Genomic DNA, 23,965 nt, shown 5'->3' with positions numbered 1-23,965 from the left:
AAAATAAATAAAAAAGAGCGGATATTAACTATCCAACTCTTCTTTCGCTTTAAACTCTATAAGTACTACTACATTATCAATATCAGTCTTCTTGCTTCTTGGCTTTCTTTTCTTCCCGTTTCAGTCTTTCATTTTCCTCGTATAGAAGCCAACCTCCTCGCTTGGCTACATAGACAATCCAGAGAAGCGGGATTTTATATTTATACTCAAACAGTTTCTTTTTCAATTTTGCTTCCGGTGTAGGTTTCCCCTTTATATCTATAACCTCTTGTGTTCCGTCTTTATATGTAACAAGAAAATCAGCGATATAATATATTGGTCTTATCTTCTTTCCTTCTGAATTTATGTATTCTCCTTGTAGAAGATATTGAGGCTGAAGTTGAAATTCTAGAACTTCGCCCTTCTCTTTCAGTTCTTTTAAATAAAGATAATATTGTGCTTCTATTTTAGAATCGAAAGTAATCCCATCTACGACTACTTTTCTAGCATTATATTTATTTTTAGCCATTAGAGATCACCTCTTTACATGAGATGAACTCTTTACCTATTTCTTTTACCTCTCCATTCTCAAATATGAAAGGCTTAATTTTGGCATTTTTTAGTTTACTTTCTGAATAAGGAAGTATTTGTGTTTCTTTATTAAGCAAATTCTTGTAAAATAACTGTCTATTCTGTTCTTTTTGTACCGTAAGGTAATAATCGGCCATACTACGGATATAATCTTTAACACTTTCAAAACTAGAGAACTTAACGGAGTATTTTTTATTAAGTAAAGTCTTTGCTTTATATCCCCCACCACCGACCTTTGTCGGATCTCCTTCCCAGTCCATTACATAATAGCCAATACAGGCTTTAAGAATATCTTCCTGATGAAAAATATGATGGACAGTCTTCTCATTTCGCTCCTCTATATGTATAATCCCACCAAAATTACTTATTTTTAATACATTGCTAAAATCTACGATCAGCCAATTGTCTTTATCATAAAACGGTATATTAAAGGCTTGAATAAAGCGTTTAGGCATAACACTGTATTGATTACCCATACCTACCCGTTTAACTTCTATATTAAGAATAAAATTATAATCCCATTTCCATTCTTTTAATTTTCCTGTAAATTCCCCTAGTTTAAAGGAAGGAATATTCTCGTAAACTTGAGTATCCCAATCTTTAAAGTGAAAAACAAAATCAAATTTAGAATCCCTTGCATCCTTATGTTGCTTATATCCATTATTGGAATCCTGAGAGGTTCCTTTAATATAACTAAAACCTTCTTGCTCTTGTTTAAGTTCTTCTGCGAATAATCTCCATAATCTTTCGGTTTCGTTTTCGTCTGAACGAAACTGAATATTACCAAACATATCTGCCATACAATCACCTCCATTTTCCGAAAGCCGATAAACGGCTACATGGCCTTGCAGTCGCAAGTGCTGTCATTCGTATGGAGGCAATCTGTCTTTGGTAAATGAAAAGCAACCATTAAGCAGGATTTTTTTCCTGCCCGTATGGTTGCTGTGAAGTAAATACTGTAATTAATTATTAAAGTAAATGTCCAATTAAATAATTCTTCTCTTCCTCTGTACAATCTACGTGTAATAAGAAGTTTCCATCATGATCAAAGAAAGTAAACATAAACAATCCATTAATTCTATTAAAACGATAATAAAACGGATAATGTTGCTCTAATAATGTCGCTGCTTGTGGAAGATCGTCTATATAAAAATCATTTTTTAAATTGGCATATTGTAAATTAGTTAAATAATATTCTTTTGTAGTATTATTTTTTAATACCTGTTGAACAATAACACCTATTTTTTCGTTTTCTTCGTTATAACAAAAACATTTAATATGTAATTCCCCTTTTTTATCCAAAAAGGTTAAATCAGCGAGTTCATTAAAGTCTAATTTATTGTAAATGTAAGACATTAAACTCGCCCCCTTTCCAATATGTCACGGAGGCAAGCCTCAAAACCAAATGTATAATACATTTTTCTATAAGTCTCTTTATGAGCACAGAATAAAGAATATGCACGATTAAGTTGTTCTTTTGTATAACCTTCTTTTAATAAATTTTCAAAAGAAAGCCACTTCTCGGTAGTAGGAATTAAATAATTTACATTGTTTTCTTTTAAGTATCCCATATATATCACTCCTTTCCCCACATATGGATACGGCATTTATAAATGCCTGTGCTGTCTTTCGTAATAAACCGTATCTGTCAGGGAAATGGAGAAGTTATTACTACAGTTATATATTAATTAACCAATTCCTGCTTTTTTCTTTATGGAAAATTAAGTTTTTTTTAAAAAATAAAAACAGCAAGGAATAAATCCCTGCTGTTTTTTATAATTAGTCTCGTAATACTTGCTGTTCTCCATATTGTTCCCGTAGTTTTTCGCATAGCAAAAAAACCTCTAAAATTTTATTCGCATCAAGTAGATATTCGGAAATAACGGCATAAAGCGATTTCATCAAGCAACTGTAAGAAGAATAAATTTGTTGAAAGCACAGAATGTTGTATCTTGCTACCGCTGCTGTCTTTTCATCGATGAACCGGTTTTGAGTTCGAGTAATATACAAGAAATATACATAATTACTTTCCGTATGCGACATCCAATGGAATCTTGGATGTCGGGCAATAACGATAGTATAATCGTCATTTAGGTATTTAACAAAGTCTAATCTCTTTTGTTTTTTCTTCTCTAACATAAGCACAACATTCCTTTCTTTTGTAAAGTATTTACAACTATATTTTTAAACACAGAACATACATTCCCTTGTTTTTTACAAAAAGAAAATTAACATGAACCGAGTTTTAAAAACACATGAACCGACTCTGAACCGAGTTGTGAACCAAAAAAACCTTGATTTGACGGGCTTTGAACCGAGTGAACCGATTTTCTGTAAAACTTTTTCCCTAAACAATAAAAAGACATTGGTATACTCTATAAAAACTAGTATTGCTGTTTAAAAACTTTTAGAAAAAGTCGGTTCAGTCGGCTCATCCCTTGTGGCTCTAGGATAAAATCGGTTCATAAGTCGGTTCAAACTCGGTTCATGGAGAATAAAAGTCGGTTCATATTGTTGTTTAGGAAAAATAAAAAAAGCGGGACAAGTTTCCCGCTTTAATGATTAGAATTCCGTAAAATCTAGGCAACGAATTCCGTACCAAGCCTTTGTTCTTCTCGCGTCGTTTAGTTGTTTTCTTGTGATTTGTGGATATGCTTTTTCTAGTTCTTTATTGAACTTAATCGCACTAAGTTTTTTATAGTTGTTTTGTTCGCAGAAATTTTCGTAGTGAGTATATAAAGTAGCACGTGGAATAGTATAATCACCTAGTTCGCAGCATTCATTTACGAAGCGCATAACAGGGTTGTTTTCTTGCTTATATTCTTGCAGTAGTTGCTCTGTTGTTTCTGTTTCTGTAAATTTAAAGCCGTTTTTAATTAGACGTAGTAATCCTTCCAAAGCCCACATGAAGATGAAGTCTTTTTCGTTTGCTAATTTTTCTTTTAATGTTACATCCTTTTGCTTAGGTACTTGGTTGAACGGAATGATGATTAGACGGTTGTAGAATGCGTCAGACGTATCCTTGCTGTAATTCGCAGGTAGTCCATTTGTAGAAAACACAAACTTAGCCTTGTTGTAAAAACTAAATGGATGTCCGTAAATTCGACGTGCTGTAATTTTATCGCCACCTGTAGCGGCTTTTATGTATCCTATATCCTGAATTCCCTTTGCAGGAAGGTCGGCATAAATGTTTACTACTTTTTCGAACAGTTCTGCTTGCTTGTATTCGTTGTCGCTTAATTCTTGTAATTCTACGTGGGATTTAGCATTGTCGGTTAATAAATTCTCCAATGTTGCTGTGATGAAAGTCGATTTACCCGTATCACTTGGACCGTCTAAAATAAATATCATCTTTTTAGAATCTGTAAGAGTAGTAAGACTATATCCAACAATCTCTTGCAGCAACATTTGAATTTTTTTATCAGGTACAGAACTATCTAAGAATTTCTTGAAGTGTTCTCCCTTTGCATTTTTGTTGTAATTTGCTTTAATTTGTATTGTGGAATAGTAGTTTGGGGTATGTTCTTCTAGTTCCATTGTTTTTAAGTTTAGTATTCCGTTTAGTAGATTTAATTTGTATGGATCTGGATTTAGTTGGTGTGGGAACTTATTAACACGTTCGTCAATTATCCATTGTTGTGCTACATCGTTAATGAGCGCCATGTTTGAGAACTGAGGAGTTATCAATTTTTTAATAATTCCTTTTTCCTCATTTTCTTTTGCAGGACGATATACTCCATCTTCGTAGATGTAAAGTTGTCCAGTTGCATATATGGCAGGAACATTTTCGATTAGGTACTCTGCGAGTAATCCTCTATGTACATATTCATCTCCATTTTTGTTTTTAATAATAAATGGAGCGATATATTTACTTACTTTTTCCTCTTTTATATTATTAGTATTAGCCTTTTCAGGCTTATTATTATTATTATTATTATTATTATTATTTGTTTTAGTTTCTTGAATGGCTTTTTCTTCTTCCTCGTCCCAAATATTTTGTTGCTCTTTTCTTTTCGCTGCAATAAGAGCATCTATGTATTCACGTGAAGTATAATTTACATTATTAGAAGTAACTTTTAAAAATACCATTTCATATCGACCTCCTTTTCCTTAAACAACAAGGATCAGGAGTGTAATCGGTATTGTAGTTATGTATTTTTATCTGTGTTTTATTCCTCCTTGTTTTCATAACAATTTAATTATTTAAATATTCCATTAAGTATTTATAAGCGCGCGGGCTGTATTTTTTAATTTGTTCCTCTGGCCAGCCTTCCGCTTTCATTAAGTCATAGAGAATAGCAAATAAATAGATATAATGGTTAATCATACGTTCTTTAAATTGAATGTACTCTTGATATTTCTTCTGAGATGGTTTATTTCTGCTTTTATTAATCCATTCCTTGTGTAAAATTTGAAAAACAAAAATACTTAAAAAGTCGTCAATATCGTAGAAAACTGGATATTTAATATTATCACGGATAACAATAGTTGTTACTTCAAGTTGTTCTTTATCTACGAAAGAAATAACTTGAAATAGTGAATTGCAAAAAGGAATTCCTTGATTATCTTCTCCACAATCAACGATCGTAATATATTCTGGCTTTAACATTTTTAAACACCCTCCTTTCTGTGCTTTTCAGCACGCTCTGTCTTTCGTTACCTGTCTGTCGGAGTGTGTTTATCTTTTGTGTTTTATTTTGCTTCTCTAAGTTTTGGTTCTGGCTCTTTGATGATTTCCCAGCCTGTTAAAAGAAGTAACTGTAGTTTATTTTTTGTTCCGAAACGGCTAACTTTTGTAAATTGATATTCTCCATTTTCTTCTTTTCGTAAGATGTAGTAATCTTGTCCATTGTAGCAATTAGGCTTAAAGAAATCTGTTATATAACCCTCTTCTCTTAATTTGGTTTTGTTTTTTGCCCATACTTTAGAGGCTTCTAGTAATTCCCCCGTGAATCGGTTAGGATAATATTTTGGCATTTTAAATCCCCTCCTTTTAATCTTTCCGTTTTGTGAGTCTGTAGTTAAACATTTATTATTCGTTTCCTGCTTTTTCTTAATAAAAAATATAGAATTTTTTTATTAATTGGAGCGGATATGAACCGCTCCGTAAGCAGGATGGAGACCCGCTCCTGCAATTAGATTAAAGTTTCTAACAATTTTTCCATTTGCTCATGTGAAGGATGTTCTTCTGGATTTTCTTCATTTTCTTCCATATATTCTTGTAAGTAATAGTACTTAATATTATCTAAAGCATTATGTAAATCTTTAATGTTGTTAAATTTGTATTCATTGATCATATAAGCATGTTCAGTTGTAAGGTAATAAGTATCTTCTTCGTACTTAATGTGAATTTGTACTTTATTTAAATATGTAAAATTAGCAAGTACCATTTTATCACCTCCTTATTAGATTTAGAGAACTTTCGTTCCCGTTTTGTATGTTTACAGTTAAACATTAATTATGTATTTCCTGCTTTTTCTTAATGAAAAAATAAGAAATTTTTTCTTGGTTGAAAACCAAGTGCTGTCTTTTGTTAAGTATGCTATCTGTCTTATGTACTGAACACATATTAGATATTAAACTCGAAACAATATTCTTTTGTTTCTGGATTCCACGTAAATGCGACAAGATAATAATTTCTTTTTTTGATTTTTTTGTTCATTTTTAATTTATCTTTTAATGGATTAATTACTGTGTAATCGTGTTTAAGACATGGAGCAATTTCAAAGACACGGTTTAGTATTCCTTTTAGACTTCTTGATTTAATTACTTCGTAAATAAACATAATATCAACCTCCTTTCGTCAAAAGAACATTTGTTCTCGTTTGTAAGTCTATAGTTAAACATTAGTTAGTAGTTTCCTGCTTTTTCTTAATAAAAAATGTAGAAAATTTTTTTATAATTAGGAGCGGCTTTCCCGCTCCAAGATTGTTATTGTTTGTTGTTTTCTATGTTTCGAATAAAGTCTTCTGCATGTAGTGTATAAAAATCAACTTCTTCTCTGGTTTTAGCGGTATGAATGGAAATCATAGAGCCTTTTAAGAGTTCAAGCGCTGTGCCTTGAATATTTAAGTTTTCAATGGCATTGTTTATGTATTGTAAAACAAAAGTTTTGTAAATTACTAATTCTTTTTGTTGTTTAAGTTCTTCCATCATACGGTTAAACATTTCGTTTTTAACTTGTACCATTTGTCATCTCCTCCTTTCCCTTTACGAGAATTTATGTTCTCGCTTTTGTGACTCTACAGTTAGACACGTACTTGAAGATCCCTTCTTTTTCCTTAATAAAAAATTAAGTTTTTTTTAAAAGAATTTTTTGTTGATGACATTATATTTCAACCAAAAACACAAATAAAGCATGGTAAGATATAAGTAAAAACAGCAACAGGAGGAACTAAAATGCCTTTTATCAAACTTAGTGACAGTATTGAAAATGATGGTACATATCTGGAAGTGAAAAAAATAGTTGAAGATAATAATAGTTATTATAATGTTCGGTTTCGAACTATAAATGGAGAAGATTGCAAATTGAATGTTCTAAACAGAACTACATTATGCGTGTTACTAGAAGATATAAAACAACAATTAGAAATGGTGAAAAATAACACAGTGGACGAATTTAGACGATTACACATCGGCAATATGATACAAGTACTTGACCAATACATAAGAATTCCGTAAGGAGCGGGACACACCTGCTTCTTCTTTTTTTTGTCGAATATTTAGTATGTCATAACAGGTATTTTTTTTAGTAGTATTATATTAAAAGATAACTACTAAAAAGGGGGAATATACTTTGCAAGGACAACTACCAAATACGGTGAAATACATATACGGTTATATTCGTAAAAGTAGACAGGATATAGAGAGGGAAAAAAGAGTTGATCAGGATACATTAGCAGAGCAACGTACGCTTATTGAAGATTTATTAGAAACTAATTTTAGACATATAGATTGGGATATCTACGAGGAAATTGGGAGCGGTGGAGATTTGATTGAAAGCCGACCAGTCTTCTCCTCTATTATAGAAGAAATAAAAGCAAAAGAGCCGAGAACAGTTGCTATTGCAATTAAAGAAATCTCCCGTTTGGGTCGTGGGGATTATTCTCAAATGGGTATTGTTTGGGATTTATTAATGGAAAAACATCTTTATCTTATTACACCGGGCAAGATTTACGACCCTTATAACTCATATGACCAAAAAGTTATTAAATTTAATATGTTCATGGCTAACATGGAATACGATATGATTAAAGAAAGAATGGTGGAAGCCCGTGCCCACTATGCACGTATGGGAAGATGGATGACGGGAGGTGCAGGTATTCCTTACGGCTACAAGTTTAATAGTTATACACAAAAACTAGAGCCAGATCCTGATACTGCATGGGTAGTTCAAAAAATTTTTCATTTATATGTAAATGAAGGTATTGGATATAATGCTATTAGTACTCGATTGAGCCGCGAGGGCATCCCCACGGCAACCGGAAAAGATTACTGGAAGCCGATGGTAATTCGTCGTATACTTGTTAACCCGGTTTATGTCGGCACCGTTCAGTTTCGAACAACACGGACACACAAAGGAACAAAGATAAAGCAAGATAAAAAAGATTGGATTGTGGTTGAAAATGCCCATGAACCAATCATTGATAAAGAAACATTTGAAAAAGCAGGACAAAAAATGAAAGAGAATAGGAGTAGTCCTAAAGTGAAATTGGAATTTGAACCAACACCGTTGGCTTCTCTTATAGTTTGTTCCAAATGCGGAAATAAAATGCAACGCCAATATAGCACACAATATTACACTAAAAAAGATGGCACAAAGTCTTGCTATAGAAAAGAGTTTATGATTTGTCTAGGTTGCAGTGTTTACATGAAATACAATAGCGTGGAAGAAGAAGTACTAAGAATATTAGAAGAAGATTTTATAAATGTAAATCCTGAAACACTTAAAGAGAAGTTAAAGGAAATAATTGATATTGAAAAGATGCAACAGAATAAAAAAATTGATCCTCTTAATCGTATTTCTGTTTTAGAGAAGCAATTGCAAGATCTAGATGGTGAATTAACGGCTTTGAGAAGAATGCTGCGTAAAGGGCAAATAAGCGATGAAGAATACGAGCAGGATAGAGCGGAGATTTTACGTCAAAAAGAGGATAAAGAAAGACAATTAAACTTCTTACGGAAAGAAACACAAGCAGAGCAAGTGGAAGAATTAGATGTTGAAACTTTACAAGCAGGATTTAAAGATATTCTCCATCTGTATCGATACGGTGAATTAAGCAAAGGTGAGAAGAACGAACTTTTAAGGGGTATCTTTGACTATATAGTACTTGAAAAGACAGGAAAAGGAAAATTTAACTTACATGCTTATTTAAACCCAATGCTTATAATAAATTCAACCTCCTCACTTAATTAAGTGGGAGGTTTTTTATAAATCAGTCATATTTGCTTTCACCTGCTTATATACTTTTAGTAGATATCATTTAACAACCAATTCGTCAGCGGAAATAAGGGCGAAACGGCCAGCTTTAAAGTTTCCTTCTTGGGTAAGCGAAAGCAAATTCCAGAGGAATTTCTCATCGCACTTCAGCATCTCCTGAAATTCCATCAGACCACGATTCGCTTTGTTCAATTCCCCGTCAAAACGATACGCGCGCGGGTCAGATTCGGAGCCATACTTTATAATCGTTGAAAAGTCGATGCTTCCCGTAAGATCGGCAATATCCTGCGATTTCGGATCAGACGGACTAAATGTTCCAATGCCGCACCGTTTTGCTTCCGAGAAAACGATGCGTTCGACTGGCATATCTTCGATGTGACCGCCATATTCTGTTTCAAGACGCATCTGGTTATATGGAGACAGATTACCTTCAATCTTAATGCCAAGCTCCCTTTCGAATTCCGGGCGCAATTCATGCGGTATCAAATGTAGCGGATCTTCCTGCATCGGGCAATCTTTAATCGCGTATACCGCTCCTTCATCGGTGCGTGTATACTGTTCAAGGCCGCGCTTAAGCATCGTAACAATGGTTGATTTTCCTCCGCTGACCGGTCCCATCAACAACAAAATCCTCTTACGAACATCAAGACGCATAGCGGCTGAATGGAAATACTCCTCCACCAACTTCTCAATCGCACGGTCTAGGCCAAAAATTTCATCGCTAAAAAATTTATATCGTTTCGTGCCATCTTCATTATATTCAATCCCGGCGTGCTTAATCATGTTATACACCCGGGCGTGTGCGGTCTGGGCCACGTGCGGATTCTTTCTTACGATCTCTAAGTACTCAGCGAATGTTCCTTCCCATTTTATCTTTTCTTCACGTGCACGGTGTTCTGCAATCCGCTTCAGGATATCCATCGGGCACTCCTCTCCTTTTCTTCTACGGAATGGTCATTCTTAGGGCGCTTTTTACTATCTTATTCTGAAAATGCAGATGACATGCTAGCAGGTTTTTCACCATAAAGATTTTTATCCGGCTTACATACTTGCAAAAACCCTTGCTATTCCAGCTATAACATATGACCATTTGTATAAAGTTAAGCCAGTAGTTCTTATTAGTATTTATATATATATGACGGAACGACCCGAATGTAGAATCACTGCTTAAGCAAAAATTGCAGGCAGGGTATTAAAAAACACCAGCCCCGCTATAGGTCTGGTGTTTCAACTTATATCCCGATTCAATTTATTTGTCGTATGTAGCACCATGCAACACTTCGTAAATTTCCAGTTGCGATCCGGTAGCCGGATTATTGTTGGAAGCGTGCGCATGAGCCTGACGAAATCCTTCGCTTTCGGTCCACGCTCGGAACGATTCTTCACTATCCCATTTCGTATACACGATCTGCTTGTCCGCACCTTTTGCGCTTAAAAACTGGAATTCCAGACAACCGGGTACCTGTTTCATCCGCTCCACGCTTTTAGCAAACATCTCTGCCATCCGCTCCTTGCCTTCAGCGGGGACTTGCAACACATTCATCACAACATACATTTGTAAAGCTCACCTCCGTAAAGTATCGCTCCTTTTCAATATAGCAAATCACTCCGTTAATTTCCAATGTAAGCGCATTATCTTTAACAAGATTGTCTTTTCTGCGATATTCCAAAGTATGACACAATCCATTATAATAAAGATGAAATAGGCTTGGGAAAGGAGACAAAGAAATGGTTATCATCTTGCTTGTCTCAGTCATGTTACTTGGTGCGATCTTCACAGCTGGTTATAACGAAGACAAAACTTGGGGACTATGAAATATAAGAACTCCGCATCTTTTATAAAGAGCGGAGTTCTTGCGTTAGGCAAAAAGGGCAAGCCGGTTGTCTCGCTTCTTAGAATACCGGAATAACTGCACCTTTATATTTTTCTTCGATAAACTTCTTCACATCGTCTGATTTCAGTACTTGAATCAGCTTCTTAATCTCCTCGCGGTTTTCATCGCCTTCTCTAACAGCGATAATGTTAGCAAACGTTTTGGCGGCCTCGGAATCTTTGTTTTCTACCGCAAGCGCCTGGTCGAACGTCAGACCGCCTTCCATCGCGTAGTTTCCATTAATGACTGCGTAATCCACTTCATTGATCGCCCGCGGCAGCATGGAAGCTTGCATTTCCGTAATTTTGATCTTTTTCGGATTCTGGATAATATCCTGTTTCGTCAAGCTGTTTAGCTCTTTGCCGGGCGTCAGTTTAATCCAGCCTTTCGATTCCAGCAATTTCAATGCGCGTGCACCGTTGGATACATCGTCTGGAATCGCTACAACTGCACCTTGTTTCGGTTCAGGCGCCTTTTCTTTGCCTGGGTACAGTCCCATCGGTTCCAAGTGAATGCCATCCAATGCTTTGATATGAGTGCCATGTTTTTTATTGAAATCTTCAAGATAAGGAATGGTTTGGAAATAGTTCGCATCAAGCTGTTTTTCTTCAAGCGCCGTGTTCGGCAGCACATAGTCTGTAAATTCTTTTACTTCCATCTCCACGCCTTGCTCTTTTAATTTATCCTGTACAAACTTAAGAATTTCCGCATGCGGAACAGAGCTTGCACCGACCACAATTTTCTTCCCATTACCTTCCCCGCCGCATGCCGCGAGCAAACCGACGGTGAGCAACAAAACGACAGATACAATCCATTTTTTCATCGTCTTTTACCCCTCTTTACTCTCAATTCATTTCTAATTTTCTATGTCTGGCAAAGGTGTCGGTTCGTATCGCGCACATGGGCCCGATATGCGTGATACAAAAACCCCTCTCCGGCAGAGCGAAGAGGGGTTATATCTTAACCTCGAACTCTTATCTGCCAGGATAGAAAAATCCTGCTGGAATTGGCACAGCATTTTCCGCTCAAGGAAAATCCGCTGCCGGGCTTCATTGGGCCAGTCCCTCCGCCTCTCTCGATAAGCGAGAAGTATTTAATTATTATGCTGAGAACTATATTACGTGTCTTATGCACTCTTGTCAATTATTTTTCTAATAAAATGTTTTTGTTAATTATTCGGAAAAAATTCCGTTGCGTGAAATAAGTTGATCGTACAGCTCTTGCAGCGTACCGGAAGCATCCACCCGGTATTGTGGCACACCGCGATCAATCTTGTAATCTTCGACAAGAAATGTCTTCAAACCAACTTCCGCCGCTACCATATCCTGTTGCATATCATTGCCGACCATGATAGCATACTTCGGCTTTATGCCAATCCGTTCACAAATTTCCAGGAAATATTTCGGGTTCGGCTTACAATAATGGGATGACTCAAAAACGGTTACATGAATAAAATCATTTTCCTTGAGACCAGCCCACTTCATCCGCTCGCGAATAGCAACGTCGGGAAATATCGGATTGGTAGCCACAACAAGCTTGTAGCCCTGCTTTTTCGCTTCCTCTACGACTTGAAGCGCGTACGGGTGCGGTTCAATATCTTCCTTCAACCGCGGAAACTCTTCCGCATAAAACTTATCAAACACAGGCCAGATGGCTTCCTGTTCTAAGCCGCATAACGAAAGGAAATGGTCACGGAAAATCTCTTCGTTCGTCCGTTCTGCCCTGTCATCTGTCATCATGTACTTGGTCGCCTGCCACACAGACTTGACCAACAATTCCGGATCGACAATATGAGCGGTATATTCCCCCAGCCTCTTCATATACCTGTGAACAAAAGCTTCTGTGTCCAATGCCAACAACGTTCCGTCCAGATCAAATAGCATCGCTCTTTCCGCCATTCCCGGATCCTCCTTTTACTGTTTCCACTGCTGAGCGATATGCTCTTTCTATTCTTGTACAAATCCCGATAATTGCAGCCTGTCTGTTTCGCACGGTCGATAATAATGAACATGCGGAATTTATTCCTTCGATAATATATACCTCCAAACTTCTGTATCCCGTTTTACTTCATGCCAGGGTAACCTATTTGTCTAAGACCTTCATACAATACAATCGCCGCTGTATTAGACAGATTAAGTGAACGAGTCGCATCGCCCATCGGGATGCGTATCGTTTGTCCGGGATATTGCGAAAGAATCTCTTGCGGAATACCGGTTGTTTCCTTACCGAAAACAAAAAAATCACCATCCCTGTATTCTACCTCGGAATGGTATCTCGCTCCACTCGTCTCGACAAAAAAGAGCCGTCCTTCCCTGTGCTGCGCTGCGAAATCGGCGAACGATTTATAGTATGTAATATCGACCGCATGCCAATAATCAAGCCCTGCCCGCTTTAAATATCTATCGTCCGTGGAAAAACCGAGCGGCTCGATTAAATGAAGCTTTGTCCCGGTCGCCGCACACGTGCGGGCGATATTGCCCGTATTGGCCGGTATAAGCGGCTCATGCAACACGATGTTAAACGCCATTCACCTGTTCACCTCATCTTTATCATAGCACATTCTTTGTAAAACAGAAATGAACGTACTTTCGTCTGTTGCTTTTCATCATAATATGTAAAAAAGAGCCGCTGCGCAAAATTGCGGCCCTTCTCTTCGCATTCCTTTATTTCGTCTTCACTATATATGTGCTGGCTATCTTGTCATGCCAAGCCTGTTTTTGCTTGTCGAATCCGGCCCATATAAACCCGAGGAAAAATACAATGGCGGATAGGATTTTGCCGATTGTCTCTCTTAAGACAACCGCGCCCCAACCTGCCGCGCTGCCATCCGTCCGCACTACTTTGACCCCAATAATCATTTTGCCAAGCGTCTGCCCATACAAACCAGTAAGGATAATGTAGTAGGCAAGCCCGATAAGATTCTCTATATTCCACTCTACGGAAAATGTCTCGGACGAAGTTAACCCTAAAATATACATAACTGCCATCAGCACAATAGCGTCAATCAAGGCTGCCAAAAAACGAATCCAAAATCCGGCGTACCGCATGCTTTCATGTTCCATAAGCACTCCTCCTTTTGCCCGGTTGCCACCAATGTATGAACTACGGACGATAAATATACTCGAGGCTTGGTGTCCGTCTTTCTTCTTTCAGAACATCGGGTAAAGACTGCAAATTCAATGAAAAAAGTTTAGCCGAAAAAGACGAGAATATTTTAGAAAAGCCGAACGGCTCTTCGTAGCGAACAACCGTTGCTTCCTGCAAACCGGCCATTTTTCGTGCCGCCTCAGTCGCATCTTCCAATGTGCCAAATTCGTCAACCAAACCGTTCGCTTTCGCCTGCTTTCCTGTATATACCCTGCCATCGGCAAGTTGAAGAACCTTTTCCCGTGGCATCTTTCGGCCTTCCGCAATTACTGAAACAAACTGCTGATAACTTTCATTAATCATATTTTGCAATAATGCCTGTTCATCTTGCGTCATTTCGCGCATCGGATTTCCAATATCCTTGAACTTACCACTCTTAATTACAACTTCTTTAACCCCGTATTTTTCTGCAAGCTCACCGTAGTTCAAATACGAAGCGATCACGCCGAGACTACCAGTCAGCGTGGACGGATTGGCAAAGATTTTATCTCCAGCTGTTGCAATATAATAGCCGCCAGAGGCCGCATATGAACCCATGCTAATAACAATCGGCTTTTTCGTTTCCGCTTTAATCTGTTTGAGTTTACGATACAATTCATCCGTCGGAACAACTGCTCCGCCCGGCGAGTTAATCCGAATAACGAACGCTTTAACCTTCGGGTCATCCTTCCCCTGGTTCAACTGGGAAATAAGCGCTTCGTAATCAAATGAACTATTCCAGCTTGTTTCTTCCGAGATCACGCCTTCTACATATAGTTGCAATATCTTGTCGGAGCCGCTTCCTGATACGATTTCCTCTTGCCACAATTTCGGGGCAGAAGCAGATATCGTATCGCCCCGCAATATTTGAAGGAACAGCGCCGCTCCTACTATGACTACAACGATTGCAAGCGCAATCCACCTCCGTTTGTTCATATTGCTCATAACAATCATTCACTTCCTCCTTATCTGCATATCATCCTTCCTCTTTTCTTTACGAATCATCCGTTCAAAAGATTCAATTCGTTTATAAAATATGAAAAAAACGATACTGAATGCGCGGTGTATAAGCGGTTGAATCATGATAGTCCCAATAGCGATGGCGACTGTTCGTCGTATGGGCGTTCACAAGTGGCATACCCTGGCTGTCTTTGGCCACAACAATAGTGGAATGCTGCCACCGCCCGTCGCCGTCAAAATCATAGCAAATCACATCTCCTAGCGATAGTTCACCAGCGCTCGTTTTCACTTCGGTTTTAATATGGCCTCCCTTTTCGAGATACCAGCGAAAACTGTGCGCAACCGCCCAACTATGACTCCACTGTGCCGATGGGCTGTTTCCTCCTCTATACCACCAACCTGTCGCCTTGTTGCCTGTATAGCGCATGGGGATTCCCCCCGCATACAAACATTGCGATATAAAGTTCGTACAATCCACGTCAAAGTGACGAAACTGTGGGTTGTAGCCGTCCCACCACGCTTCGGCATAACGCACCGCCTGAAGCCGATCGTACGTATAACGTAATCCGTGCTCACTTCCGTCCTCTACCTCATATTTGTCATTACCACCCAAACAAAGAACTTCTAATGCTTCTGATTCCCAAGCATTAAGGTGGGCGACAATCGGTTCCTCCTGCTCAACGACCCAGTTTTCCTCGCATTTTCGCAATACAATGCGTGTGCGTACTTCTTTTTCCTGCTCATACCATTGATTCTCCAGTTGATAAGCATACCATTCGTTCGCTTCAACCCGAACGATAATTTCTGTGGTACCTTCTTTTTCAATTTGGATACCACTAAGCTGCAACCGACTTTTCAGCGGACGCGCATTTCTCGCAGAAAGCTGCTGCCTGCGCCGCGCATTACAGGCCTGAATCATTTCCGCTTTTGTGCCTTCGCCCAGATAAGAATCCAGTTCTTCCGTCCCTACAATCATTCCTTTTGTCCGACATTGAAAATAGTGTTCTAGCGCCTCTCTCCATGTGGTCATTTCCTTTCTCCTTTCCAAAGCGGTCTATCTTAAAAAATATCGTTTCAAAATATGTATATGCTCCACGAAGACCAGAATAATAGCGCAAACCAAAAAAGGTGGTGTATGACGCTTTGTATGCAAGCGTCATACACCACCTTTTCCACTTCTTATTTCTTGTATTATTTATCATTTATACAAAACCGATTTCCGAACGCTCCAGTACGCCCTCCAACCGCAGCAAATATTCTTTGATATGCAACCCGCCGCCGTACCCGACAAGCGCGCCATTTGAGCCAATAACCCGATGGCACGGAATGAAAATAGACAACGGGTTTTTGTTATTAGCTCCGCCAATAGCGCGCACCGCTTTCGCAGCGTTTATTGCCAATGCAATGTCTTTGTACGATCTCGTTTCGCCATATGGAATCCTTCGTAACTGCTCCCAGACCATTTTTTGAAACGCCGTACCGTGTATGTCAAGCGGAAGGGTAAACTCACGGCGTTTGCCCGCAAAATACTCGTCTAACTGTTTTGTCGCTTCTAAGAAAAATTTCGGAGCATAGGTAATTTTCTCCGTATGAAGCCATTTCTTCGTCCAACGCACCAAAGAAAGCTTAGCTGTCTCGCTTTCGCCAAACTCTACCCAGCACATTCCAGCGTCAGCAGCGGCCAATGTAATAGGCCCGAGGGGACTTTGATACACGGTATAGTAAACTTCCGACTTCACCTAATCCCTACCTTTATACATTTTCTTTTCATCTTACCTCGGATAAAAAACGAAAATCCAGTACAATCATTCGACATTTTCTGTAAGGGACAGCGCTTTTTCTATCTCTCTAAGAACTGTTTTAACTTTTTCGCGTGTTTTCGCTTTTTTTAGAGCGGTAATTGCTGCATCGCCGCCGATTCTGCCGAGCGCCCAAGCAGCCGTTCCCCGCATCACAGGACGTTCATCATTTGTCATGATCTCAATTAAATCCGGAACCGCGCTCTTATCCTTAAAATGTGCCAAGGCTAAAATCGCATTGCGCTGAATGGGCTTCTTTCCTCTCCAAGCTCCGGATGTACGGCCAAACTTCGCAGCAAATTCTTTTTTGCTAATGGTTAAAAGCGGTTTTAACAATGGCTTGGCCATCTCCGGATCAGGAACGAATTCCGGATGATGGGTAAAATTGATTTTGCGGTTTTTGGGACAAACCTGCTGGCATGTGTCGCAGCCATATAAACGGTTGCCAACCGCCGGACGAAATGCTTCCGGAATCATATCTTTAACCTGTGTCAAAAATGCGATACAACGTTGTGAATTTAGCTGTCCCCTTTGAACGATGGCGCCCGTCGGGCAAGCATCGATGCAAATCGTGCAATCCCCACATTCGTCCTCTATCGGTTTATCCGGCGGAAACGGCGCGCTCGTCAACATTTCTCCAAGGTATACCCATGAGCCGAATTCAGGAGTGATCAGCGATGTGTTTTTGCCTACCCAGCCTAATCCGGCGCGTTCCGCCACCGCCCTGTCTGATAATGCACCCGTATCCACCATAATCTCGGTCCTAATATCAGGGACTTTTTCGTGCAGGAATTGTTCCAGCTTTTTCAGACGATCGCGCAGTACACGATGGTAGTCTTCCCCCCACGACACGCGGGCCATAATCCCCCGATAATTTCCAGGCGTCGATTTTGGCGGCGCTTCCATGCGGGAGGGGTAGGCGAGTGCAATAGCGATAATCGATTTGGCTTCCGGCATAATTTGCTCTGGATGCGTCCGTTTTTCAATATCTTTTTCTTCAAAACCGGACTCGTAACCCAGCTCACGATGTTTATACAATCTTTCTTTTAATGTTAGAAACGGGGCCGACGAGGCAAACCCGATTTTATCAATTCCAATTTTATGCGCATATGCAATGATTTCCTGCTTCAGGTGGCTCCAATCCGTCTCCGCTTGTTTGTGCTGCTTTTGTTCCATCCTGCCACCCCTTCGTTTTTCTTCCTTCTACCGGCGCACAATGGCCCCAGTCGCCAGTTCGTCGCATCGGTTGTTTAATTCGTCGTCTGCATGTCCTTTTACTTTTACATACTGTACATTGTGAATTTCCATCAGCGCCAGTAGTTCTTTCCATAAATCTTGGTTTTCCACTGGTTGCTTTTTGCTATTTTTCCAGCCGTTTTTGATCCAGCCTTTATACCAGCCCTGCTGGAAACAGTTGACAAGGTAAGCACTGTCGCTATGCAAACGTACATTGCACGGCTCTTTTAATGCTTTAAGTGCCTCTACGGCAGCTTTCAGCTCCATGCGATTGTTCGTCGTGTTATCTTCGCTACCGCACATTTCTTTGCGATGCTTCCCATATAATAACACGGCTCCCCAACCGCCGGGCCCCGGATTGCCGGAACAGGCGCCGTCCGTATAAATGATCACATCTTTCATCTTGTCCCTCTTTTTCTTTAGATTTATTTATTTAGTATATCAATTTCTCCTGTCTTTTTGGCAAATATGATAAAATACCATCAAAAAGGAGGTTGACCTGTGCAAACATATACAATGGATTCCTCCATTCGCGATAAAGTGCCCGGACTTAGGCTCGGTATTTTACATTATGATAATGTATCGCTGTCAGCCACACCCAAAATGCTGAAAGGACGCATTAATCTGTTTTTGGAAAATATACGTCATGATTATCTGGATAAACCGATAACAGAAGTCCCTGGCATTACAGAATGGCGCCGTATATTCAAAGTCTTAGGTATAGATCCTTCACGCTATCGTCCTTCCTCGGAGGCGCTTGTGCGACGCGTGCTACAAAACAAACCGTTTCACTGGATCCATACAGGCGTGGATATAAATAACTTCTTATCTTTGCAATTCGGTCTTCCGGCCGGATTGTATGACCGTGATAAAATCGAAGGAAATGTCTGCCTGCGCCTTGGAAAGAAAAGTGAAACATATAAAGGATTAAACGGGCGGGAAATTTCCTGTGCAGGAAAACTTGTGCTTGCTGACGAGCAAGGACCGTTTGGCAGCCCTTTTGTCGACTCCATACGTACAAGCGTCACGGAAGAGGCAAAACGATTAGCACATGTTTTCTACATCTATCCAGAATTTAACCGCTGGACAGACGAACAGTTGTTGAAATCGGCCGGAGAAATGTTCACTCATGTAAATGGCGGAGCATGCACGAAAGTAGACGGAAAGCCATATCTTGTTATTACATAGCGCAGCAAAAAACTCGCGAAAACTTCGCGAGTTTTTTGCTTGAAAGTTATGATTTTTGACGCATGACAACCTGTTCCATAAAAATAACCAACAGAACTCCCATAACAAGACCATTGCCAAATAGATTGCTGAAGATAGGCGGCAAGCTCCGCAACGCTTCAGGCGGAACAAACATCAGTCCGATTCCCCCCAACAATCCAAACCCGACAATTAAAATCTTTCTTTCATCCAGAATAACACGCCCGAAATCCCGCAGACCAAAACCAAGTAACTGCGTAAATGTAACGAACATGACCGCATACCCGACAGGAGACGGCAAGCCAGCAAGAATACGACTTACCGGCGGCAAGATGCCGAGTAACATCATCATGACCGAACCAACTATAAAGGGGAGACGCGAAGCGATGCGCGACACCTGAATAACACCTGCAGCGATGGAAAGGGGAACGAGACCGACGATGCCTCCGACTCCTGACAAGATATGCGCTACCCCCGTCATTATTCCCCCTCGCCGATAATTTTCTTCCTGCGGCCGCACACCTACCACTTGGCTTACAACAGCAATGCTGGCAATAAGGTTCGTCAACAAAATTAAAGCTGTAATCAGAGAAGTTAAAATCGTGCCGACATGCAATACAGGTGGCCCCCAGAAAAATAGTTTGGGTAAAGAAAATAACGCCCCTGCCTCCTGCAGCGGCTTTATCCACCCCGTCGCTAAATATATGAGCCATCCGACGACCATACTGATAAGAATAGCGAAACTGCGGATGTACTTAAACCGTGAACGAATCATGACAAACGTAAAGAAAACAAGCCCTAAAGAAACAGCGGCCAGAGCAGGCTGAACCCCACTTCCCGGCGAAAAATAATCAATACCGAGCATCCCTTTCACAACCGGGCCGCTTAGCGAGGCGGCAAGCAAAACTAAATAACTTCCACTGACAAGCGGCGTAAATATTTTCTCGATTTTCTCAATAAATCCAGTCGCTCCGAGAATAATCAGCATAATTCCTGCAACAATAAGCCCTAGTTCCAAAGATTGCGCGATTTCACGCGGCGCCTGTCCAGCAGCCATGCCGAGGTTGGCTAAAATCACGAAAATGCCCCACCACATACCAGCCGGTCCTTCTGTAATCGGCAATCGGTGACCAAATAAGATTTGCAAAAGCGATACAAGTCCTATAAAAAAAAACGTCTGCTGTACAAACTGACTCAGCTGCGATGCATGCAATCCATACATTTCCCCGATCGCCAACGGCACGACAAGAGAACTTGAAAGTGTAACAAAAAACCACTGCGATGCAGCGGTTACCGTTACTGAGAGAGGCGGCGTTTCGTTTAATCCATACAAGTTTCTACCTGATTCTAGCTGTGATCCCACTCTTCTCTCCTCTCCTCCCGTTTTCTAATTTCCCTTGGCACATTCGATAGCAACCTTCAAATCTGCCCATACTTCCCGCTTTGTTTTGGCAAGGGCATCGCCCCGCTGCCGTACTACGTATGCTGGATGCCATGTGGGTACAACTTTAATTCCCTGATAGTCATACACATTGCCCCTGAACTGTGACATAGTTTTCATATCCGGAAAGAAAAATTGCAGCGCCACTTTGCCGAGTGCAAGTACCACCCGAGGCTTGATAAGTTCCAGCTCTCGCCGTAAATATTTGCTACACTCCAATGTTTCCTCCCGCATCGGGGTCCGGTTTTTCCCTTTTTCATCCGTGACCCGGCACTTCACCACATTAGTCATATATACTTGCTCGCGCCGGATTCCGGCTTTACCAAGAATAAGCGTCAGCAAAGAACCGCTGATGCCGACAAGCGGTAGGCCCCAGTTCTCTTCATCTTCTCCTGGCCCTTCGCCTACAATCATGAGCGGAGTGCCCGTGTTGCCGGTGCCTGGCACGCGATTTTTCGCGTTCTCGCATAGTTGGCAATCCATACAGTTTAGTATATGTCGACGAAGCTGTTCCATATGTACAATGCGCTCTACCTGATACAGCGCCGGTTTTACATCGTCTGGCTTGTATCCATCTTTTGTCAGACGACGGTAAAAATCCTGCATGCCTTCCGCGACATGTTTCATCCGCTTTCTCTCCCATCATGATTACATCCTTTTCTACAATACCACATTTTTTTCATATGTTAAAATAGCAGACAAAAAAACGGAGCATAGCCTTTTGCCCCAGCTCCATTTTTCATCTTTTTTGTGCCTTGCACCTGCTCTTATTTTTTGTTTGTTCACTCATCTGTACCGTTCAGGCTTCGAGCAGCTGCTCTTTCGTCTTTAGACCAGACTGCGGAATAGCATGGTTGACTACATAAAAACTTCCAGTACGGTAGTGCTTACTAAGTTGACGTTGATAATGAACCTTTCTTACACATAAAATATTCCGCTACCTTATTTCAGGCAGCGGAATATTTGCTAAGCATACTCTTCAAGAGTTGCTCCATTTTCCACGCACTTTCTGTTCTCTTTTCACGCATTGGTAACAAAAGAATACATAGCTTCAAAGCGATACAAAAAGTTATTGGATACGACCAGAAAGCTGCTGTTCAGCCATCTGCACAAGGCGCTTCGTAATTTCTCCACCTACAGAACCATTCTGGCGTGAAGTAGTATCCGGGCCAAGTGTCACACCAAACTCTGCTGCAATTTCATACTTCATCTGATCCAGCGCAGCCCGGGCTTGCGGGGCAACCAAGTTGTTCGTGTTACGTGTTTGACGTTGATTCATCATGAAAAACCTCCTAATAGTGAATATTGGTGAATGCTAGTCTTAAAATTCCTCATAGAATAAATTTTATACATAAATTACATTGGTGATTTTTACAAAAAAAGAAAATGCTATAGATGACCACTTTTATAGTCAAATACAAGCAGAATACTCTTCATCATCCTTTAAGCGTTAACATAGGGGGGAGAAGTGCAAGGATAAAAACTTTATTGTGAAAAAACATAAACATATCCTTTATAAAAGTACGCTATTTAATTTCAACTCTTCCACCGTTTTCCGTAGTTTATGCAAGTCCTGCTCAAACACTTCCTGAAGCTCCCTGCGATAGATAATCGCTGCGGGATGATACAGTGGAAACACATGATATTCTTTTTCTGACAATGTAAATTCACGGCTATCTTCTTTTTCGCCAGCATGCTGTATTGGCACAGTCAACAAAGTACCATGCACTTCGGAAATGCTATAATCAGGAACTAAACGCTTTAAAGGAGTGGAACCGAGGGTAACAATCAATTTTGGATTAACCAAGTCGATTTCCATATCAAGCCATGTTGCACAAGATCGAATCGCATGCTGAGAAGGAGGCTTATTGGACTTGGTAATTTTTTTGGTACCATCCTTTAGTATACGTACTGTTTCTTTGTAGGGACGGCAGCGGGTGGTGTTCGCAACATACATTTTGCTCCGGTCTAAGCCCGCAGAAGCCAAAAACCTATTTAAATTTTCTCCAGCTTTTCCCTGAAAGGGGCGGCCGCTTTTCATTTCTTCTGCTCCCGGGCTTTCCCCGATAAGCATAACTTCTGCATTTGGAATTCCTTCACCCGGAATAGGAGTTTGTCCTTCTTCCCGTTTCACCCCATCTTCACAACGCACACAAATTAAAAATTTCTCAGGCAATAACATGGATTCCTCCCCTTTCCCTTTTATCTTTTCCTTAAATTGCGAGATATAATCGGAAACATTTGCAGACTCCACTGATCGTTCTCCATAAATAAAAAACGCGACCCTTCGTCCTTTTAGGAACGAAAAACCGCGTTGTTCGTATGTATATGCATCTAAAATAAATGGAGCGGGTGATGGGAATCGAACCCACGTATTCAGCTTGGAAGGCTGATGTTCTACCATTGAACTACACCCGCATTATGTATGGTGCCGATGGTCGGAGTCGAACCGACACTCCCGAAGGAACACGATTTTGAGTCGTGCGCGTCTGCCAATTCCACCACATCGGCACGAGATAAAGCTAAAACACTAATAAATGGTGCCGAGGACCGGAATCGAACCGGTACGGTAGTCACCTACCGCAGGATTTTAAGTCCTGTGCGTCTGCCAGTTCCGCCACCCCGGCATAAAAGAAAAATGGAGGAGGCACCCGGATTCGAACCGGGGATAAAGGTTTTGCAGACCTGTGCCTTACCACTTGGCTATGCCTCCATTGTATGGAGCGGACAACGGGACTCGAACCCGCGGCCCCAACCTTGGCAAGGTTGTGCTCTACCAGCTGAGCTATGTCCGCATCTTTTATTTATTATAAATTCTTTTGTTAAAGGTTTCAACTACTTGCGTAAAGGAAGTGGCTGGGGTACCTGGATTCGAACCAGGGAATGACGGAGTCAAAGTCCGTTGCCTTACCGCTTGGCGATACCCCAGCAATGGGGCGATCGATGGGAATCGAACCCACGAATGTCGGAGCCACAATCCGATGCGTTAACCACTTCGCCACGACCGCCATAAATAAATATGGCAGGGGCAGTAGGAATCGAACCCACACTGGAGGTTTTGGAGACCTCTGTTCTACCATTAAACTATGCCCCTATACATTAGGCTACTTGAAAAATGGTGGAGGGGGACGGATTCGAACCGCCGAACCCAGAGGGAGCGGATTTACAGTCCGCCGCGTTTAGCCACTTCGCTACCCCTCCATATTATTGGACAATCCAAAGAGTAGATATTCAGAGTAATGAAATACTGTGATGGTGCCGGCGAAAGGAATCGAACCCTCAACCCCCTGATTACAAGTCAGGTGCTCTGCCA

At 40.5% G+C, this 23,965-nt stretch carries 27 protein-coding genes, 9 tRNA genes, 1 pseudogene and 1 riboswitch; of the genes and pseudogenes, 3 read left to right on the top strand and 34 right to left on the bottom strand.

Translation table 11 applies throughout. The features are described 5' to 3' along the window. Positions 1-82: 82 nt before the first annotated feature. The 10 genes from BLR88_RS01365 to BLR88_RS01315 form a co-directional block, all read right to left on the bottom strand. Positions 83-508, bottom strand: a complete 426-nt coding sequence (locus BLR88_RS01365) for a DUF1064 domain-containing protein (RefSeq protein ID WP_091259692.1) — start codon at positions 506-508, stop codon at positions 83-85. Next, positions 501-1,370, bottom strand: a complete 870-nt coding sequence (locus tag BLR88_RS01360; protein WP_091259690.1) for a hypothetical protein — start codon at positions 1,368-1,370, stop codon at positions 501-503. Before BLR88_RS01360 ends, BLR88_RS01365 begins: the two co-directional genes overlap by 8 nt. Before the next feature lie 169 nt (positions 1,371-1,539). After that, complete coding sequence (locus tag BLR88_RS01355; protein WP_091259688.1) at positions 1,540-1,926, bottom strand: hypothetical protein; 387 nt, start codon at positions 1,924-1,926, stop codon at positions 1,540-1,542. Further along, positions 1,926-2,141 (bottom strand): hypothetical protein, encoded by a 216-nt coding sequence (locus BLR88_RS01350; protein WP_091259686.1) that lies wholly within the window; start codon positions 2,139-2,141, stop codon positions 1,926-1,928. The genes BLR88_RS01355 and BLR88_RS01350 overlap by 1 nt, the downstream gene beginning before the upstream one ends. A gap of 991 nt (positions 2,142-3,132) precedes the next feature. After that, complete coding sequence (locus BLR88_RS01340; protein WP_091259682.1) at positions 3,133-4,659, bottom strand: DNA primase family protein; 1,527 nt, start codon at positions 4,657-4,659, stop codon at positions 3,133-3,135. A gap of 106 nt (positions 4,660-4,765) precedes the next feature. Further along, positions 4,766-5,179 (bottom strand): hypothetical protein, encoded by a 414-nt coding sequence (locus tag BLR88_RS01335; protein ID WP_091259680.1) that lies wholly within the window; start codon positions 5,177-5,179, stop codon positions 4,766-4,768. An 83-nt stretch (positions 5,180-5,262) separates the two neighbouring features. Further along, complete coding sequence (locus BLR88_RS01330) at positions 5,263-5,547, bottom strand: hypothetical protein (protein WP_091259678.1); 285 nt, start codon at positions 5,545-5,547, stop codon at positions 5,263-5,265. A 158-nt stretch (positions 5,548-5,705) separates the two neighbouring features. Beyond that, complete coding sequence (locus BLR88_RS01325) at positions 5,706-5,960, bottom strand: hypothetical protein (protein ID WP_091259676.1); 255 nt, start codon at positions 5,958-5,960, stop codon at positions 5,706-5,708. Between the two features lie 179 nt (positions 5,961-6,139). Beyond that, entirely contained in the window at positions 6,140-6,355 is a 216-nt protein-coding gene (locus BLR88_RS01320) for a hypothetical protein (protein WP_091259674.1), read from the bottom strand. Between the two features lie 146 nt (positions 6,356-6,501). Then, on the bottom strand, positions 6,502-6,759 hold the full coding sequence (locus tag BLR88_RS01315; RefSeq protein WP_091259672.1) for a hypothetical protein: 258 nt from the start codon (positions 6,757-6,759) through the stop codon (positions 6,502-6,504). A 210-nt stretch (positions 6,760-6,969) separates the two neighbouring features. Between BLR88_RS01315 and BLR88_RS01310 the strand changes: the two genes are divergently transcribed. Together BLR88_RS01310 and BLR88_RS01305 are read left to right on the top strand one after the other, a co-directional pair. Continuing rightward, positions 6,970-7,251: a hypothetical protein gene (locus tag BLR88_RS01310; RefSeq protein WP_091259670.1), complete on the top strand. Its 282-nt coding sequence runs from the start codon at positions 6,970-6,972 to the stop codon at positions 7,249-7,251. A gap of 115 nt (positions 7,252-7,366) precedes the next feature. Then, positions 7,367-8,986, top strand: coding sequence for a recombinase family protein (locus BLR88_RS01305; protein ID WP_091259668.1), 1,620 nt, complete (start codon positions 7,367-7,369; stop codon positions 8,984-8,986). 69 nt (positions 8,987-9,055) lie between these two features. On the opposite strand, the pseudogene BLR88_RS01300 reads toward BLR88_RS01305, so the two are convergent. The 11 genes and pseudogenes from BLR88_RS01300 to rnhA form a co-directional block, all read right to left on the bottom strand. After that, positions 9,056-9,931: pseudogene (locus BLR88_RS01300) on the bottom strand (protein prkA); the annotation flags it as partial. Between the two features lie 328 nt (positions 9,932-10,259). Further along, positions 10,260-10,553 carry an antibiotic biosynthesis monooxygenase family protein gene (locus BLR88_RS01295; protein WP_236781903.1) on the bottom strand — a complete coding sequence of 98 codons (294 nt, stop codon included), beginning with the start codon at positions 10,551-10,553 and terminating at the stop codon, positions 10,260-10,262. A 350-nt stretch (positions 10,554-10,903) separates the two neighbouring features. Then, positions 10,904-11,707: a MetQ/NlpA family ABC transporter substrate-binding protein gene (locus BLR88_RS01290; protein ID WP_057899770.1), complete on the bottom strand. Its 804-nt coding sequence runs from the start codon at positions 11,705-11,707 to the stop codon at positions 10,904-10,906. A gap of 148 nt (positions 11,708-11,855) precedes the next feature. Beyond that, positions 11,856-11,969: riboswitch (SAM riboswitch) on the bottom strand. Between the two features lie 87 nt (positions 11,970-12,056). Continuing rightward, positions 12,057-12,782, bottom strand: coding sequence for an HAD family hydrolase (locus BLR88_RS01285; RefSeq protein WP_057899771.1), 726 nt, complete (start codon positions 12,780-12,782; stop codon positions 12,057-12,059). A 164-nt stretch (positions 12,783-12,946) separates the two neighbouring features. Further along, complete coding sequence (trmL, locus tag BLR88_RS01280; protein WP_057899772.1) at positions 12,947-13,411, bottom strand: tRNA (uridine(34)/cytosine(34)/5-carboxymethylaminomethyluridine(34)-2'-O)-methyltransferase TrmL; 465 nt, start codon at positions 13,409-13,411, stop codon at positions 12,947-12,949. Positions 13,412-13,547: 136 nt separating this feature from the next. Further along, positions 13,548-13,946: an RDD family protein gene (locus tag BLR88_RS01275; RefSeq protein WP_091259666.1), complete on the bottom strand. Its 399-nt coding sequence runs from the start codon at positions 13,944-13,946 to the stop codon at positions 13,548-13,550. Positions 13,947-13,986: 40 nt separating this feature from the next. After that, on the bottom strand, positions 13,987-14,964 hold the full coding sequence (gene sppA / locus BLR88_RS01270; protein ID WP_057899773.1) for a signal peptide peptidase SppA: 978 nt from the start codon (positions 14,962-14,964) through the stop codon (positions 13,987-13,989). 73 nt (positions 14,965-15,037) lie between these two features. Beyond that, positions 15,038-16,000, bottom strand: a complete 963-nt coding sequence (locus tag BLR88_RS01265; RefSeq protein WP_057899774.1) for an amidase domain-containing protein — start codon at positions 15,998-16,000, stop codon at positions 15,038-15,040. Between the two features lie 172 nt (positions 16,001-16,172). Further along, the gene (locus BLR88_RS01260) at positions 16,173-16,709 is read right to left on the bottom strand and encodes a methylated-DNA--[protein]-cysteine S-methyltransferase (protein WP_057899775.1); all 537 of its coding nucleotides are present in this window, start codon (positions 16,707-16,709) and stop codon (positions 16,173-16,175) included. A 66-nt stretch (positions 16,710-16,775) separates the two neighbouring features. Further along, positions 16,776-17,945: a tRNA epoxyqueuosine(34) reductase QueG gene (gene queG / locus BLR88_RS01255; RefSeq protein ID WP_057899776.1), complete on the bottom strand. Its 1,170-nt coding sequence runs from the start codon at positions 17,943-17,945 to the stop codon at positions 16,776-16,778. Positions 17,946-17,972: 27 nt separating this feature from the next. Continuing rightward, positions 17,973-18,407 (bottom strand): ribonuclease HI, encoded by a 435-nt coding sequence (rnhA, locus tag BLR88_RS01250; protein ID WP_057899777.1) that lies wholly within the window; start codon positions 18,405-18,407, stop codon positions 17,973-17,975. A 99-nt stretch (positions 18,408-18,506) separates the two neighbouring features. On the opposite strand from rnhA, the gene BLR88_RS01245 reads away from it, so the two are divergent. Continuing rightward, entirely contained in the window at positions 18,507-19,193 is a 687-nt protein-coding gene (locus BLR88_RS01245) for a B3/B4 domain-containing protein (RefSeq protein WP_254778195.1), read from the top strand. A 46-nt stretch (positions 19,194-19,239) separates the two neighbouring features. On the opposite strand, the gene BLR88_RS01240 is transcribed toward BLR88_RS01245, so the two are convergent. From BLR88_RS01240 to BLR88_RS01180, 13 genes are all read right to left on the bottom strand, one after another. Continuing rightward, on the bottom strand, positions 19,240-20,574 hold the full coding sequence (locus BLR88_RS01240) for a purine/pyrimidine permease (protein WP_236781905.1): 1,335 nt from the start codon (positions 20,572-20,574) through the stop codon (positions 19,240-19,242). Between the two features lie 24 nt (positions 20,575-20,598). Next, positions 20,599-21,279, bottom strand: a complete 681-nt coding sequence (locus BLR88_RS01235) for a uracil-DNA glycosylase (RefSeq protein ID WP_057899778.1) — start codon at positions 21,277-21,279, stop codon at positions 20,599-20,601. A 442-nt stretch (positions 21,280-21,721) separates the two neighbouring features. Next, positions 21,722-21,931, bottom strand: a complete 210-nt coding sequence (locus tag BLR88_RS01230) for an alpha/beta-type small acid-soluble spore protein (RefSeq protein WP_091259837.1) — start codon at positions 21,929-21,931, stop codon at positions 21,722-21,724. 234 nt (positions 21,932-22,165) lie between these two features. Beyond that, entirely contained in the window at positions 22,166-22,834 is a 669-nt protein-coding gene (locus BLR88_RS01225) for a uracil-DNA glycosylase (RefSeq protein WP_139184885.1), read from the bottom strand. A 162-nt stretch (positions 22,835-22,996) separates the two neighbouring features. Further along, a tRNA-Gly gene (locus BLR88_RS01220) sits at positions 22,997-23,070 on the bottom strand. Positions 23,071-23,078: 8 nt separating this feature from the next. Beyond that, positions 23,079-23,163, bottom strand: a tRNA-Leu gene (locus tag BLR88_RS01215). A gap of 27 nt (positions 23,164-23,190) precedes the next feature. After that, a tRNA-Leu gene (locus BLR88_RS01210) sits at positions 23,191-23,279 on the bottom strand. 12 nt (positions 23,280-23,291) lie between these two features. After that, positions 23,292-23,365: transfer RNA gene (locus tag BLR88_RS01205), tRNA-Cys, on the bottom strand. Positions 23,366-23,371: 6 nt separating this feature from the next. After that, positions 23,372-23,447: transfer RNA gene (locus BLR88_RS01200), tRNA-Gly, on the bottom strand. A gap of 58 nt (positions 23,448-23,505) precedes the next feature. Further along, positions 23,506-23,580 (bottom strand) — tRNA-Gln (locus BLR88_RS01195). Between the two features lie 4 nt (positions 23,581-23,584). After that, a tRNA-His gene (locus BLR88_RS01190) sits at positions 23,585-23,660 on the bottom strand. Positions 23,661-23,672: 12 nt separating this feature from the next. Continuing rightward, a tRNA-Trp gene (locus BLR88_RS01185) sits at positions 23,673-23,746 on the bottom strand. Positions 23,747-23,768: 22 nt separating this feature from the next. Beyond that, positions 23,769-23,853, bottom strand: a tRNA-Tyr gene (locus BLR88_RS01180). Positions 23,854-23,965: the final 112 nt, after the last annotated feature.

This window comes from Aneurinibacillus thermoaerophilus, assembly GCF_900099925.1.
Lineage (GTDB): Bacteria > Bacillota > Bacilli > Aneurinibacillales > Aneurinibacillaceae > Aneurinibacillus > Aneurinibacillus thermoaerophilus.
This window is presented reverse-complemented; position numbering and strand designations above follow the sequence as displayed.